The following is a 15,002-nucleotide window of genomic DNA, read 5'->3' as shown; positions in this document are numbered from 1 at the left end:
GTAGGAGCGAGCTTGCTCGCGAAAAACGTCAACGATAACGCGTGCTTCCTGAATACACGCGGCGCCTGTGAGTTTTTCGCGAGCAAGCTCGCTCCTACAGGTATTGGGGCAAGCCTCCTCCCACATTGATTCTTCAGTGTCTGAAAATCTCAGTACACATCCCTACGATAGCGGCCCTGTTCAATCAGGCGCTCCACCGTCTCACTGCCCAGGATATCCACCAACGCCTGATCCACCCCCGTCGCCATGCCCTGCAAACTGCCGCAGACATAAATCGCCGCACCGTCCGCCAGCCATTTGCGCAGTACATCCGGCGATTCGCGCAGGCGATCCTGTACGTAGACCTTCTCTTCCTGATCGCGGGAAAACGCCAGGTCCAGCAGCGCCAGGTCACCACTGGCGAGCCAGCCTTGCAGTTCGTCCTGGCACAGATAGTCGTGGGCGATATTGCGCTCGCCAAACAGCAACCAGTTGCGCTGCTGGCCATCGGCAATGCGCGCCTTGAGCAAGCTGCGCAGGCCGGCAAGGCCGGTGCCGTTGCCCAGCAGGATCAACGGCACGGGAGCGTCCGGCAGGTGGAAGGCACTGTTGCGACGCAGGCGCAGGCTGATGCCGGAACCGATGGCGGCGTGTTCCGTCAGCCAGCCAGAGCCCAGACCCAGGCTGCCGTCGGGGTGGCGCTCCTGGCGCACGATCAGTTCCAGCACGCCGTCACTGGCAATCGAGGCGATGGAGTATTCGCGCATACCCAGGGGCACCAGCGCGTCCACCAGGGCCTGGGCATGCAGGCCGACCAGATGCGCACGGTTGTCCGGCAGTTGCCGGCTGGCCAGGGCTTGATCGAGCGTTTGTGCCAAACCGTCGATCAATACGCCGTCGCTGCCGGCCAGGCCGAGGCCGTCGAGGAAATGCTCCACGGCCCACGGGCAATTGCGCGGCAAGACTTCCACCAGGTCGCCGGCGAGCCAGCTATGAGGCGAGGGCGCTGTGAGACCGAGCAGGTACACATCGGCCCCCACGCTGCCGGGGTTGAGCAGGCGGCGTTGGCTCAACGTCCAGCTTTCGTACTGGGCCGTCTGCCAGGTTGCCGCGGGGGCGTGACCGGTGAGCTGGCCCAGTTGCTGTTGCCAGGTGTGCAGGGCCACTGCGTCGCCGCTGTCGACTTCCACCGGGGCAAACAGCGGGTTGCCGCCCTGGTTGGTCAGCCAGAAGTGCAGGCGTCGGGCAAAACCGCAGAAGTGTTGGTACTGCCGATCACCCAGGGCCAGCACCGAGTAGTTCAAACCTTTGAGGGGCAGGTCCTGGCCGAGCACGCTGCGCTCAAAACCACGGGCACTGTCGGGGGCTTCGCCATCGCCGAAGGTGCTGACCACAAACAGCGCATGTTGCGACTGGCTGAGGTCGTCGCGGCTGACGCTGCCCAGGGGCTGCACCTTGACCGCCACGCCGGCGGCCTGCAATTGCCCGGCAGTCTGCCAGGCCAACTGTTCGGCAAAGCCGCTCTGGCTGGCAAACCCGATCAGCCAGGCCGGTGCATCGCCGGGGTTGGCGCTCAAACCTTGGCGGGCTTGGCGTACCTGGCGTTTCTTGCGACGACGGTCGAGGTACAACAGCCAGCCGGTGATGAAAAACAGGGGCATGAGCAGCGAGCTGACGGTGAGCACGATGCGCCCGATCAGGCCGAAATAACTGCCGGTGTGTAACGCATAGACGCTGGTCAGCAATTGCGATTTGAGGCTCTTGCTGGCGTAGCGATCATGGGATTTGACCTCACCGGTGGCCGGGTCCAGGTTGATCTGGTTCAGCGCACGGTCATGGGGCGAATCCTTGAGCAGGTAATACACGGTGGCCGGTTGCCCGGCGACGCCCGGCATACGGATGTTATAGGCACTCAGATCAGGGCCGGCGTTGCTGTAGATGCTGCTCCAGATCGCTTCGTAGTTGGCCACCGGCGCCGGGCCTGAGGGCGGCGGACCGCGCTTGCGCATCCGCTCGTTCTGCGGCGCATCAGAGAGCAGTTTGGTCACGCCCTGGTTGTACCAGTCATAGGACCAGTACAGCCCGGTCAACGCCGCCAGCAGATAAAACAGCAGGCACCAGGTGCCGAACACCGAGTGCAGGTCCCAGTTGAAGCTGCGGCCCTTTTTGCGCCAGTCCAGGGTCAGCCACACGCGCCAGCTTTTTACCTGGCGCGGCCAGCGCAGGTACAAACCGGAGAGGCAGAAGAACACCAGGATCAGGGTGCAGGCGCCCGTGATATTGCGCCCGGTGTCGCCGATGGCGAGGAAGCGGTGCAGTTGCAGGATAAAGCCGAATACATCCTGGCCGACGGCGTCGCCCAGGTAGTCGCCGGTATACGGGTCGAAGTAGCGCATCTGGCCACGACGCTCCCCCGGCGGCGGGGTAAAGGCGACCCGGCCGGCATTGCCGCTGTCGCTTTCCACCCACAACATCGCCACGCTCTTGCCTTCGGTGGCCTCCAGTTTGCGCACCAGTTCGGCGGGCGGCAGCACACCGGCTTCGCGTTTCTGTACGTTCAGAACCGTGGGGTTGAGGGCCCGCAGGATTTCATCCTGGAACGAGTACGCAGCCCCGGTGATCCCCATCAAGGCCAGCACCAGCCCGGCAGTGATGCCGAAGAACCAGTGCAACTGAAACAGGGTTTTCTTCAACACGTCGGGCCGCCTCGCTTATCTGGATATCGATGTCACGGCGCGCATTATGCCGTGGGTTATCGAGAAAAATTCTGTTTTACACACAAAAGCCCCACGCATCCGATACGTGGGGCTTTGGGTCGAGCATTGACTGCGTTTAGAAGTGGAAGCTAGTGGTCAACAGGGCGGTACGACCGGCCGCCTGGTTGGCGAAGTGCGCCGAGTAGGCCTTATCGTAATACGTCTTGTCGGTAAGGTTTTGTACGTTCAATTGCAAGTCGACGTTTTTGGTCAGCTTGTAGCTGGCCATGGCGTCGTAGCGGGTGTAGGACGGCACGTACACGGTGTTGCCTGCATCGCCGTAAACCTCATCGACGTAGAACGCGCCGCCGCCGACGGTCAGCTTGGGGGTGATGTCGTAAGTGGTCCACAGGCTGAAGGAGTTCTTCGGCGTGTTGGGCATCTGGTTGCCTTTGTTGGAGCCGGCACTCACTACACCGTTACGTCCGTTCAGGCCGGATTTGACCAGTTCGCTGTCCAGGTAGGTATACCCGGCGAACACTTGCCATTGATCGGTGAGCTTGCCGCTGGCGGACAACTCGATGCCGTCGACCTGAGATTCACCAGCGTTCTGGTAGGTGAGGGCATCCACCAGGATGCGGGTGTTTTTCTTCTCGGTACGGAATACGGCAGCGGTCAAGGACAGGCGATCGTGGAACAGGTCCCACTTGGTGCCCAGTTCGTAGTTGACGGTTTCTTCCGGTTTCAATTCGCTTGTGGCGGCGCCGGCCGAAAGTTGATTGGGGTCTGCGCCTTCACCTACCAAGCCACCGGGCGGTGTTGCGGAGGTCGCATAGGACGCATAGATGCTGCCGTTCTCTAGAGGCTTCCACACCAAGCCTGCCTGCCAGTTGAAGAACTGGCTGTCATCCTTGATCTTGGAGCGTCCGGCAACGGCGTTGGTGTTGGCTTCGGTATCGAAGGTGTCATAGCGCAGACCGACGTTCAGCAGCCACTTCGGATCAAGCTCGATGGTGTCGAATACATAGGCGGCGCGGCTGGTGGCCTTGGTGTTGGTGCCGTTGTAATTGCGCGCGACGCTGCCGTTCCAGGCGTCGTCCGGGTTCGGGTTGCTCAGCGAGGTGCAATTGCCGCCCACGCTGCCTTTGCCCACGGTGCATATCGGATTGCTGTTGGGGCTGACGGTGTAGCCACTTACGCGGGTTTCTTCGCCTGTGAACTCCAAACCAGTGGAGTAGGAGTGCTTCATCCCCGCCAATTGGAAATTACCAAACAGATCGGTCTGGTTAGTGGTCGTCGTAGTGGTGGACACGCGACTGTTAGCCCGACGCCACACGGTGCCGAACTGGTTGACGTTGTGCTGGCTGTCATCAGGCTGCGTCAATACGTAATCCTGGCCGGTGCTGCCATGACGCAGGGTGTTTTTCAGCGTCATATTGTCGTTCAGGTCGTGCTCGATGGAGACCGTGCTGATGTCGGCGCGGGTTTTGCGGAAGTCGCGGCTTTTTAAACCGTAAAAGTTGCTGCTATCGCCGCCATCGGTAGGTTTGTCATGTACATGCACGGCGTTCGAGGCAGTGCTGCCATAGCCATACGGAATCCCCGAATCCGGCAGGTCATCGCTTTCCATATGGTAATAGCTGAGGTTGACGCGGGTCGGCGTGCCCAGGCCAAACGTCAGCGACGGGGCGACACCCCAACGGTCGTAGTTCACCGCATCGCGGCCGGCGACGTTTTGTTCGTGGCTCATCAGGTTCAGGCGGAAGGCGGCGCTGTCGTCGAGGAACTGGCGGTTCACGTCGAGCACGTAGCGACGAGTCTGGTCGGAGCCGTAGGTGAAGCCGCCGTTGGTGAAGTCCCGCGCTTGTGGGGTCTTGCTCACCAGGTTGAGGCTGCCACCGGCCGAACCACGGCCGCCGAACGAGGAGTTCGGACCCTTGCTGACTTCGATCGACTCGATGTCGAAGATCTCGCGGCTCTGGCCGCCGGTGTCGCGCACGCCGTCCAGGTAAGTGTCGCCCTGGGCATCAAAACCACGAATGAACGGGCGGTCGCCCTGGGGGTTGCCGCCTTCACCGGCGCCGAAGGTAATGCCCGGTACGGTGCGCAAGGCATCCTGCAACGACGTGGCGGCCGTGTCCTTGAGTACTTGTTGCGGCACCACGGTGACCGAACGCGGTGTGTCCACCAGCGGCGCGGTGTACTTCTGCGACGAGGCTTTTTCCACCTGGTAGGAGGTGTTGTCCTGCTCTTGGCCGGTGATGTTGGTGGCGCCGAGGGAGATAGGGTTGCGCTCGCCTTTTTGCTCGGTGTTTTCCGCTGCCTGCGCCAGGTGGGCGGCAGAGCTGGCGCTGAGGGCAACGCCGATGGCCGAGGCCAGCATACGCGGTGAACTGGCGGTTGTTATTAGTGTAGTGCGCGACATGACGTGTCCCTTCCCCAAGGATGTGAGGCCGCGGAATATAGGGCCAACAAGACTTTGTATCAATTGCGAGATATTGCTATTCGCATCGAATTTACATTCTTTACACTTTTTCATTACGGATTTTGCGTTCTCGTTCGTCCCCGGGTTTTACAGGGCGGATAAGAATCAATACCATTGGCGCCTCTCTGATCGCAGGTATTGCCTCATGTTGCTGCACATTCCCGGCCTGTTCTCTCGCGAGGAGGTGCTGCGCATTCGCCAGGCCCTGGAAGAGACCGAATGGGCTGACGGCAAAATCACCGCCGGTCACCAGTCGGCCAAGGCCAAGCACAACCTGCAATTGCCTGAAGGTCACCCCTTGGCCAAGGAAATTGGCGCAGCCATGCTGGAGCGGTTGTGGAGCAACCCGCTGTTCATGTCGGCCGCGCTGCCGCACAAAGTCTTCCCGCCGCTGCTCAACTGCTATACCGCAGGCGGCAGTTTTGACTTTCATATCGACAATGCGGTGCGCCAGCCCAAAGGCAGCCACGAGCGCGTGCGCACCGACCTGTCGTCCACGCTGTTCTTCAGCGATCCCGACGAGTACGACGGCGGCGAACTGGAGATTCAGGACACCTTCGGGCTGCAACGGGTCAAGCTCCCTGCTGGTGATATGGTGCTATACCCCGGCTCCAGCCTGCACAAAGTCAACGCGGTGACCCGTGGCGCGCGCTATGCCTCGTTCTTCTGGACCCAAAGCCTGGTGCGCGAAGACAGCCAGCGCACCTTGCTGTTCGAGATGGACGGCGCCATTCAGCAACTGACCCGCGACGTGCCCGATCACCCGGCGCTGATCCAGCTCACCGGCACCTACCACAACCTGTTGCGCCGCTGGGTCGAGGTCTGAGATGGGCTTTTTATTGCGTCGTCAGGAAGTGCTCAATGTCGAGCAATTGCAGTCCATGCTCGACGACTCCCCGGTGCGCGCCGCCCAGGCGATCCTGATCGCCGCCAAGGCAGGTGTGGTCGATGCCCAGGCCCTGCTCGGGCAAATCCTGCTGGAAGGGCGCGGCATTGCCCGCGATGAGGCCCTGGCACTGCGCTGGTTCCAGATTGCGGCGCAGGGCGGGCATTTGATGGCGCGCAATATGGCCGGACGTTGCCTGGAGCATGGTTGGGGTTGCTCCGTCGATGAAGCGGCAGCTGCGCGGCAATACCGGCTGGCAGCAGAGGCCGGCTTGGATTGGGGCCAGTACAACTACGCCAACCTGTTGGCTACCGGTCGCGGCATTGAGCAAGACCAGGCCCAAGCGCTGACGCTTTATCGCCAGGCCGCAGGGCAGGGCCACGCCAAGTCGATGAACCTGCTGGGGCGTTATCTGGAAGACGGCCAGTATTGCCCCAGGGATCTAGAGACAGCCGTAGAATGGTACCGACGCTCCGCCGAAGCCGGGGATTTTCGGGGGCAGTTCAGCTATGCAGCGGTGCTGGCGGACAGAGGGCAGATCGACGCTGCGCTGGAATGGCTGCGCAAGGCTTTGGCGGCTGGGAATTTCAAATTCCTGCGAACGGCGCATAAGGCGCTGGCACAGGCCAATGACCCACAGATTCGCGCCATGGCCGAGGCTTATCAAGGGCACGCGGACCAATTGGAGAAAACGCTGTAGGACCCCGTTTCTACACATTCACGTGTTCCGGTTTGTCGATGAACGGCAAGGATCGAAGGTTGAAGCTCTGGCTTAAGTCACTATGATTAAGCTTGAATCATTTTTAATCGCCTGCTTGTCATTTATCCGCAGAGAGAGTTTTCATGGGTGCCGAAACCAAAGTAATGACAGCTCATATTCCCACTGCCCTTGCTCAGAAAGTTGACCAGATTGCCGCGCGAATGGATCGCTCACGCGGATGGGTGGTGAAACAGGCCCTCGCTGATTGGGTCGATCAAGAAGAAGAGCGCAGCCGGCTGACGCTTGAGGCTATGGCAGATGTAGATGCGGGGCGCGTGATCGATCACCAGGCAGTGCAGGCCTGGGCAGATAGCCTGAGCACCGATTCGCCGCTACCGGTACCGCGCTGATGGAGCTGAGGTGGACAAGTAAAGCCTTATCCGACCTGGCTCGATTATATGACTTCCTCTCTGTTGTAAACCGCGAAGCTGCCGCCCGCATCGTGCAGTCACTGTCTCAAGCGCCTGACACGCTGCTCGATAATCCGCGCATCGGTGAGAGAATTGAAGAGTTTTCACCGCGCGACGTAAGAAGACTTTTAGTCGGCCATTACGAAATGCGCTACGAAATTCAACAGTCGACACTCTATATTCTACGGTTATGGCACGTTCGCGAAGATCGCTGAGGGCGCGTACCACAGACAGAAAAAAGCCCATGAAACGTCATGGGCTTTTTAGTTATAACCGTCTTATTACACGTAAAACGACTTCAACGGCGGGAACCCATTGAATTCCACCGCGCTGTAGCTGGTGGTGTAGGCACCGGTCGACAACCAGTACAGACGATCACCAATGGCCAGGTTCAACGGCAGGCCGTACTTGTAGTTTTCGTACATGATGTCGGCGCTGTCGCAGGTCGGGCCGGCGATGACCACTTCTTCCATCTCGCCTTTCTTCTCGGTCCAGATCGGGAACTTGATGGCTTCGTCCATGGTTTCGATCAGGCCGGAGAACTTGCCCACATCCGTGTACACCCAGCGCTCGACGGCGGTACGGGACTTGCGCGCTACCAGCACCACTTCGCTGACCAGGATGCCGGCGTTGGCGATCAGCGAACGGCCAGGTTCCAGAATGATTTCCGGCAGGTCGTCACCGAAGTCTTCCTTGAGGAAACGGATGATTTCTTCGGCGTAGGTTTCCAGGCTGTTGGTGCGGGTGATGTAGTTGGCCGGGAAGCCGCCGCCCATGTTGATCAGCTTCAGCTCGATGCCGTCTTCTTCTTTCAGGCGTTCGAAGATCACCTTGACCTTGGCGATGGCCGCGTCCCACACGCTGATGTCGCGCTGTTGCGAGCCGACGTGGAACGAGATGCCGTAAGGCACCAGGCCCAGGTCGCGGGCGAGGATCAGCAGGTCCATGGCCATGTCGGTCTGGCAGCCGAATTTGCGCGACAACGGCCAGTCGGCAGTGGTCGAGCCTTCGGTGAGGATGCGCACATACACTTTCGAGCCCGGCGCGGCCTTGGCGATGTTGCGCAGGTCGGCTTCGGAGTCGGTGGAGAACAGGCGCACGCCCTTCTCATAGAAGTAGCGGATGTCCCTGGATTTTTTGATGGTGTTGCCGTAGCTGATACGGTCAGGGCTGACGCCGCGGTCCATGACCTTGTCCAGCTCGTAGATCGAGGCGATGTCGAAGCTCGAACCCTTGTCTTTCAACAGGTCGATGATCTCGACGGCCGGGTTGGCCTTGACGGCGTAATACACCTTGGCGAATTCGAAACCGGCGCGCAGGTCATCGTAGGCCTGGCTGATCATCGCGGTATCGATCACCACGAACGGGGTTTCTTGCTTGTCGGCGAACGCCTTCATTTTGTCAAAGGTGGCGCGCGCGAAATAATCTTCGACGTTGATCGACATGCTGGGAACTCCTAAGGGCAAACTGAAATTAGCAATGGGTGCGAGGGTGTGTCATCAATGAATTCACTCGTGAATTCATTGATGACACACCCTCCTGAACGTCCTCCGTATCCCCACTTTGGTTCGCCTACTTCCCAAGGCATGTCGCCGAAAGCAAAAAGGCCACGGGGTAAGCTGCCCTTGGCCTTGCTGTCTCGTCGTCAGTACTTGAGCCGGATGGATCGTTTCCAGCATGGACGTTCGGCGCGAACTTTAGGGCTTGGCGGGCGTGGGATCAACTAAAAATGTCGCGTTTTTGCACGCGTTCGTCGCGCGGCCGCGTGCAGCTACTTATGTAACCGACCGGTGTGACGGATTGATGTTCCCCGGATGGGGCCCATCAGATGGATTTGCGGTGTATTCATCGCAGGCAAGCCAGCTCCCACAGGGGAATGCATTCCAGCATAAGAATGCAGTTCAAGTGTGGGAGCCGGCTTGCCTGCGATAGCGATCCATCAGGCCAAAGCAGTTTCGGCAGGGGAGACAATACTGGTCTTGCCCCCACGGGACTTACCAGAGCTCAGGTACTCGGCAATCGACTCCTGGGTCACTTCACCCAGGAACACCCGCTCGGCATCCATCACCGGCAACCACGAGCGGTTGAACTCGTACATGCGCGACAGCAGGATGCGCAAGTGTTCGTCATACGCCGCTGTGGCGTTGAACTCGCGCAGGTACTGGCCGCAGGTGCCGGTCTGACGGTGCAGGTCGCGACGGCGTACATAACCCAGGGCCTTGTTCTCCGAACAGGTGACCACTACATAGCGGCGGTCGTGCTCGTCCATTAGTTCCAGCGCATCGGCCACGGGTGTTTCCGGGCTCACCGACGGGGCGTTGTCCGCCGCGTCTTCGGCTTTTACCAGCAGCAGGCGCTTGAGCGTGCTGTCCTGACCCACGAAGTTGCTCACGAACTCGTCCGCCGGGTGCGCCAGCAGCGTGTCCGGGTGGTCGATCTGCAGCAGCTTGCCGGCGCGGAAGATGGCGATCTTGTCACCCAGCTTGATGGCTTCGTCGATGTCGTGGCTGACCATGATCACAGTCTTGTTCAGCGCGCGCTGCATTTCAAAGAACTCGTTCTGGATCATCTCGCGGTTGATCGGGTCGACCGCGCCGAACGGCTCATCCATCAGCAACAGCGGCGCGTCGGCCGCCAGCGCACGGATCACGCCGATACGCTGTTGCTGGCCACCGGACAGTTCACGCGGGTAGCGATGCAGGTACTGCTTGGGTTCCAGCTTGATCATGCTCATCAGTTCGCGGGCGCGGTCGTGGCATTTTTGTTTGTCCCAACCGAGCAGCTTGGGCACCACCACGATGTTTTCCTCGATGGTCATGTTGGGGAACAGGCCGATCTGCTGGATCACGTAGCCGATGTTGCGACGCAGGGTCACTTCGTCCAGGTCAGTGGTGTCTTCGCCATTGATCAGGATCTTGCCCGAGGAGGGCTTGATCAGGCGGTTGATCATCTTCAGCGTGGTGCTCTTGCCGCAGCCCGAGGGCCCCAGGAATACGCAAATTTCGCCTTCGTTGACGGTCAGGCTTACATCGTTGACGGCGGTGACAGTCTTGCCGTTGCTTTGAAAAGTCTTGGACAGGTTTTGAAGTTCGATCATTTGAGCAATCCTTTTGGAGTCAGCGAGCGTTGCAGCCATTGCAGAAGCAGGTCGGCGAAGATGGCCAGGAGGCTGACCAGCACGGCGCCGACGATCAGCATCGACATGTCACTGCGGCTGATGGAAGCCAGAATCAGTACACCCAGGCCACCGGCGCCGATGGTGGCGGCGATGGTCATCACACCGATGTTCATGACCACTGCGGTGCGTACACCGGCGAGGATCACCGGCACGGCAATCGGCAGTTCGACCATGCGCAGGCGCTGGCCGAAGGTCATGCCGATACCTTTGGCGGCCTCGCGAATACCCGGTTCAACACCGGTGAGGGCCAGGTAGGTGTTACGCATGATCGGCAGCAGGGAGTAGAGGAATACGGCGGTGATCGCCGGCATCGGCCCCAGGCCTTGGCCAAACTTGGAGTAGAACGGCAGCAGCAGGCCGAACAGCGCGATGGATGGCACGGTCAGCAACACTGTGGCGCTGGCTTGCAACGGGCCGGCCAGGGTCGGGAAGCGCGTCATCAGGATGCCCAGGGGTACGCCGATAAAGATCGCGAGGATCACGGCGATGCCGACCAGGGTGATGTGCTGCCAGGTCAGGTGCAGGACCTGGGCCCAATCAAGATGGGAAAAGGCGTTCAAAAATTCCATGTCTTCTCCTTTTAGTTGATTGGATGTTGGCGCAGGAAATCGGCGGCAACGGCGGACGGGCTTTCATGGTCGACGTCGACCCTTGCGTTCAGTTGGCGCATGGTTTCGTCGTCGAACAGGTTGGCCAAAGGCTTGAGCTCGGCGGCCAGTTGCGGGTGCTGGTCGAGGTATTCCTGACGGATCACGGGGGCCGCGGTGTAGTCCGGGAAGTAGTGCTTGTCGTCTTCGAGCAGCTTCAACTTGAACGCGTTCAGGCGACCGTCGGTGGTATAGACCAAACCGGCGAACACTTGGCCATTGCGCAGCGCGGTGTAGACCAGGCCGGCGTCCATTTGCCGGGTGTTCTTGCGCGTCAGGTTCATGTCGTACAGCTTGACCATGCCCGCCAGGCCGTCGGAGCGGTTGGCGAACTCGGTGTCCAGGGCGACCAGGCGGTGTTCCCTGGTGTCTTCGGCCATGGCTTTGGTGAGGTCGCTGATACTGTTGATCTCGGGATGTTCCTCAGCCACTTTCTGCGGCAACGCCAGGGCGTAGGTGTTGCTGAACCGCGATGGCGACAGCCACACCAGGCCCTTTTTTGCGTCGAGTTCTTTGACCCGTGCGTAGGACTGTTCGCTGTCGAGCTTTTCGTCGATGTGGTTGTAGGCCACCAGCGACACGCCGGTGTATTCCCAGATCAGGTCCAGTTGCCCGCTTTCCTGGGCGCTGCGCGCCAGGTTGCTGCCCAGGCCGCCAGTTACACGGGCGTCGTAGCCCTTGGTGCGCAGGTACTGGGAGGTGATTTCGGCGAGCAGGGTCTGCTCGGTGAACACCCGGGCGCCGATGCGGATCACCGGTTTTTCAGCGGCTTGCGCAATACCTGCAAACAGCAGGACGCAGCCTAATATCAAGCTTAGTTTTTTCATGTCGATTCCTTTCCTGGCGTTAAGACGGGCGCAACCCGCGTTCCAGCCAGAGGCGGCTGGCCATGGTCACCAGGCCATCAAGCAGCAATGCCAGCAGCGCGGTACACGCGGCGCCGAGCAACAGTTGCGGCTGGTTGTTCAGGGCGATGCCGGGGAAGATCAGGCTGCCGAGGCTGTTGGCGCCAATCAGGAACGCCAAAGGTGCCGTACCGACGTTGATCGCCAGGGCCACGCGCACACCGCCGATGATGATCGGCACGGCGTTGGGCAGTTCCACGCGAAACAGCACCTGGCGCGGCGTCATGCCGATGCCGGTGGCGGCTTCCTTGAGAGAACCCTGAACGTTTTTCAAGCCTTCGTAGGTGTTACGCACGATGGGCAGGAGGGAGGCGAGGAACAGCGCGAAGATGGCCGGGCCGCTGCCGATGCCGAGGACGCCGAGGGCGATGGCCAGTACGGCCAGGGGAGGGACGGTGTTGCCGATGTTGAAGATCTGCATGAAACGTTCTGCACGCCCGACCATATTGGGTCGGCTGAGCAGGATACCGGCGGGGATGCCCACAATCAGGGCTGCCAGCATGGAGACTAAAACCAGAATCAGATGAGCTTGCAGGTAAAACAACAAATCGTCGCGGTACAGTTCGATCGTGTTGATGCCGATCCAGTGGACCAGCAGGGCCAGGAGTGCGACGACAACCGCGCCTCCTATCAGCCCTTTGCCATAGCGAATAGCCACAGGCGGACTCCTTTTTTTCTTTTGTCGGCGAACACATTTTCCGGCGGCAATGCCATTCCTGGCTGCCTCTGAATGAGTTCGCGAAAAGCAACTCGCCGATACTGGCAATGCAGTATGCGATCGAGCCATGAGCGCAGCCTCGTCAGGCTAACTTGCTGATATTTCAGCCCCTGTTCCGAGTGCGGTAGCAGGGGAGTGGACGTCTCGACCTTTTAAAAGGTTCCACACTTGGGCGCATTTAGCCACCCCCAATGGGCTCAACGGTGGTCCGTACCCCCTCGTTTGCGCTATACTTGCCGCCCTTTTTTGACTCACCTGCCAGGCGATTTCCCATGACCCACCAGGCCGCCGAAGTCGCGAAACGCCGCACTTTCGCCATTATTTCCCACCCCGATGCCGGTAAAACCACCATCACCGAAAAGCTGTTGCTGATGGGCAAGGCAATCGCGGTAGCCGGCACGGTGAAATCGCGCAAATCCGACCGCCATGCCACATCCGACTGGATGGAGATGGAAAAGCAACGGGGTATTTCCATTACCACGTCGGTCATGCAGTTCCCGTATCGCGACCACATGGTCAACCTGCTCGACACCCCCGGCCACGAAGACTTCTCCGAAGATACCTACCGCACCCTGACGGCGGTGGACTCGGCGTTAATGGTCCTCGACGGCGGTAAGGGTGTCGAGCCGCGTACCATTGCGTTGATGGACGTGTGCCGTCTGCGTGACACGCCGATTGTCAGCTTTATCAACAAACTCGACCGCGATATCCGCGACCCCATCGAGTTGCTGGATGAAATCGAAGCCGTCCTGAAGATCAAGGCCGCACCGATTACCTGGCCGATTGGTTGCTATCGTGACTTCAAGGGCGTGTACCACCTGGCCGACGACTACATCATCGTCTACACCGCCGGCCACGGCCATGAACGCACTGAAACCAAGATCATTGAAAAGCTCGACTCGGACGAAGCCCGTGCCCACCTGGGCGACGAGTACGATCGTTTCGTCGACCAGCTGGAACTGGTGCAGGGCGCCTGCCACGAGTTCAACCAGCAGGAATTCCTCGACGGCCAACTGACGCCGGTGTTCTTCGGTACCGCGCTCGGCAACTTCGGTGTCGACCACGTGCTCGACGCCGTCGTGGACTGGGCGCCAAAACCCCTGGCCCGCGTCGCCAACGAGCGCACCGTGGAACCGGTGGAAGAGAAATTCACGGGCTTTGTGTTCAAGATCCAGGCGAACATGGACCCCAAGCACCGCGACCGTATCGCCTTCATGCGTATCTGCTCCGGCAAGTACGAGAAAGGCATGAAGATGCGCCACGTGCGAACCGGCAAGGACGTGCGCATCGGCGACGCCCTGACGTTCTTCTCCTCCGAGCGTGAACAGCTCGAAGAAGCCTACGCCGGCGACATCATCGGGCTGCACAACCACGGCACCATCCAGATCGGCGACACCTTCACCGAAGGCGAAGCGCTGGGCTTTACCGGTATCCCGCACTTCGCCCCGGAGCTGTTCCGCCGTGTGCGCCTGCGTGACCCGCTCAAGTCCAAGCAACTGCGCCAGGGCTTGCAGCAATTGGCCGAAGAAGGCGCCACCCAGGTGTTCTTCCCGGAGCGCAGCAACGACATCATCCTCGGCGCCGTCGGTGTGCTGCAGTTCGATGTGGTCGCCAGCCGCTTGAAAGAGGAATACAAGGTCGAATGCTCCTACGAGCCGATCACCGTGTATTCGGCGCGCTGGATCGAGTGTGGCGATAAGAAGAAGCTGGAAGAGTTCTCCAACAAGGCGGTGGAAAACCTCGCGGTGGATGGCGGTGGTCACCTGACCTACCTGGCGCCGACTCGCGTCAACCTGGCGCTGATGGAAGAGCGCTGGCCGGATGTGAAATTCCGCGCGACCCGTGAGCACCACTAAGGTCTGAGCGGTTCAGAGAATGTGGGAGGGGGCTTGCCCCCGATAGCGGTGTGTCAGCCAGTATATTGGGCTCTGACACTGCGCAATCGGGGGCAAGCCCCCTCCCACATTTTGATCTCCAAAAGGCTGGGGATTGGCGGTAATCCGGCATCGCGACTAGCGTAAACGCTGGTGGCAGTTAATGACTGCCGTGCGGGGCCCATTTACTGACTGGACGGAATCGACCATGAGTATTTTTCAACGCGTAGTGCTGTTGATGAAGGTGCTGGTGCTGTTGTCGTTGGGGATGTCGACGGCCTGGGCGCATAACCCGGTGCAGAGCGCTGCGGTGGCGACCAGCGTTCACGCATCGGACTTGCAGTTGGCCAAGTCCGAAGCCGAACCAGGCGACCAAGGCCAGGGCGGCAGCGAGGGTGATGACGACTCGACTACCGACGAGCCTGACAGCGACGACGCAGACGAAGGCGACAGCCAGACGTAGG

Annotated in this window: 13 protein-coding genes; 6 read left to right on the top strand and 7 right to left on the bottom strand. The window is 60.1% G+C overall.

Features of this window, described 5'->3' with window-relative positions; genetic code table 11:
- Positions 1 to 149 precede the first annotated feature (149 nt).
- Together JFT63_RS14555 and JFT63_RS14550 are read right to left on the bottom strand one after the other, a co-directional pair.
- Positions 150 to 2,675, bottom strand: coding sequence for a PepSY domain-containing protein (locus JFT63_RS14555; RefSeq protein ID WP_198844194.1), 2,526 nt, complete (start codon positions 2,673 to 2,675; stop codon positions 150 to 152).
- Between the two features lie 136 nt (positions 2,676 to 2,811).
- A complete protein-coding gene (locus tag JFT63_RS14550; protein WP_198844193.1) occupies positions 2,812 to 5,100 on the bottom strand; it encodes a TonB-dependent receptor in 2,289 nt (762 codons plus the stop codon).
- 205 nt (positions 5,101 to 5,305) lie between these two features.
- Between JFT63_RS14550 and JFT63_RS14545 the strand changes: the two genes are divergently transcribed.
- The 4 genes from JFT63_RS14545 to JFT63_RS14530 all read left to right on the top strand — a co-directional run bounded on the left by JFT63_RS14545 (position 5,306) and on the right by JFT63_RS14530 (position 7,431).
- Positions 5,306 to 5,986, top strand: a complete 681-nt coding sequence (locus tag JFT63_RS14545; RefSeq protein ID WP_034126270.1) for a Fe2+-dependent dioxygenase — start codon at positions 5,306 to 5,308, stop codon at positions 5,984 to 5,986.
- Position 5,987: 1 nt separating this feature from the next.
- Positions 5,988 to 6,746, top strand: a complete 759-nt coding sequence (locus JFT63_RS14540) for a tetratricopeptide repeat protein (RefSeq protein WP_057701637.1) — start codon at positions 5,988 to 5,990, stop codon at positions 6,744 to 6,746.
- A 143-nt stretch (positions 6,747 to 6,889) separates the two neighbouring features.
- Positions 6,890 to 7,156 carry a CopG family ribbon-helix-helix protein gene (locus JFT63_RS14535; RefSeq protein WP_003188468.1) on the top strand — a complete coding sequence of 89 codons (267 nt, stop codon included), beginning with the start codon at positions 6,890 to 6,892 and terminating at the stop codon, positions 7,154 to 7,156.
- Positions 7,156 to 7,431, top strand: coding sequence for a type II toxin-antitoxin system RelE/ParE family toxin (locus JFT63_RS14530; RefSeq protein WP_080765562.1), 276 nt, complete (start codon positions 7,156 to 7,158; stop codon positions 7,429 to 7,431). Before JFT63_RS14535 ends, JFT63_RS14530 begins: the two co-directional genes overlap by 1 nt.
- 66 nt (positions 7,432 to 7,497) lie before the next feature.
- On the opposite strand, the gene JFT63_RS14525 is transcribed toward JFT63_RS14530, so the two are convergent.
- The 5 genes from JFT63_RS14525 to JFT63_RS14505 all read right to left on the bottom strand — a co-directional run bounded on the left by JFT63_RS14525 (position 7,498) and on the right by JFT63_RS14505 (position 12,604).
- The gene (locus JFT63_RS14525) at positions 7,498 to 8,661 is read right to left on the bottom strand and encodes a type III PLP-dependent enzyme (RefSeq protein WP_057701636.1); all 1,164 of its coding nucleotides are present in this window, start codon (positions 8,659 to 8,661) and stop codon (positions 7,498 to 7,500) included.
- A 494-nt stretch (positions 8,662 to 9,155) separates the two neighbouring features.
- Entirely contained in the window at positions 9,156 to 10,313 is a 1,158-nt protein-coding gene (locus JFT63_RS14520) for an osmoprotectant ABC transporter ATP-binding protein OsmV (protein WP_057701635.1), read from the bottom strand.
- Positions 10,310 to 10,963 (bottom strand): ABC transporter permease, encoded by a 654-nt coding sequence (locus JFT63_RS14515; RefSeq protein WP_005784720.1) that lies wholly within the window; start codon positions 10,961 to 10,963, stop codon positions 10,310 to 10,312. The genes JFT63_RS14520 and JFT63_RS14515 overlap by 4 nt, the downstream gene beginning before the upstream one ends.
- An 11-nt stretch (positions 10,964 to 10,974) precedes the next feature.
- Positions 10,975 to 11,868, bottom strand: a complete 894-nt coding sequence (locus tag JFT63_RS14510; protein ID WP_057701634.1) for a glycine betaine ABC transporter substrate-binding protein — start codon at positions 11,866 to 11,868, stop codon at positions 10,975 to 10,977.
- A gap of 19 nt (positions 11,869 to 11,887) precedes the next feature.
- Positions 11,888 to 12,604: an ABC transporter permease gene (locus JFT63_RS14505; protein WP_004372306.1), complete on the bottom strand. Its 717-nt coding sequence runs from the start codon at positions 12,602 to 12,604 to the stop codon at positions 11,888 to 11,890.
- 332 nt (positions 12,605 to 12,936) lie between these two features.
- Here JFT63_RS14505 and JFT63_RS14500 point away from each other — a divergent pair, with 332 nt between their 5' ends.
- Entirely contained in the window at positions 12,937 to 14,520 is a 1,584-nt protein-coding gene (locus JFT63_RS14500; RefSeq protein ID WP_057701633.1) for a peptide chain release factor 3, read from the top strand.
- Positions 14,521 to 14,746: 226 nt separating this feature from the next.
- Positions 14,747 to 15,001 (top strand): hypothetical protein, encoded by a 255-nt coding sequence (locus JFT63_RS14495; RefSeq protein WP_057701632.1) that lies wholly within the window; start codon positions 14,747 to 14,749, stop codon positions 14,999 to 15,001.
- Position 15,002: the final 1 nt, after the last annotated feature.

This window comes from Pseudomonas sp. MF7453 (assembly GCF_016405455.1).
Classification (GTDB): domain Bacteria; phylum Pseudomonadota; class Gammaproteobacteria; order Pseudomonadales; family Pseudomonadaceae; genus Aquipseudomonas; species Aquipseudomonas paralactis.
Note: the sequence above shows the minus strand (reverse complement) of the source record. Positions and strands in the feature narration are given on the sequence as shown.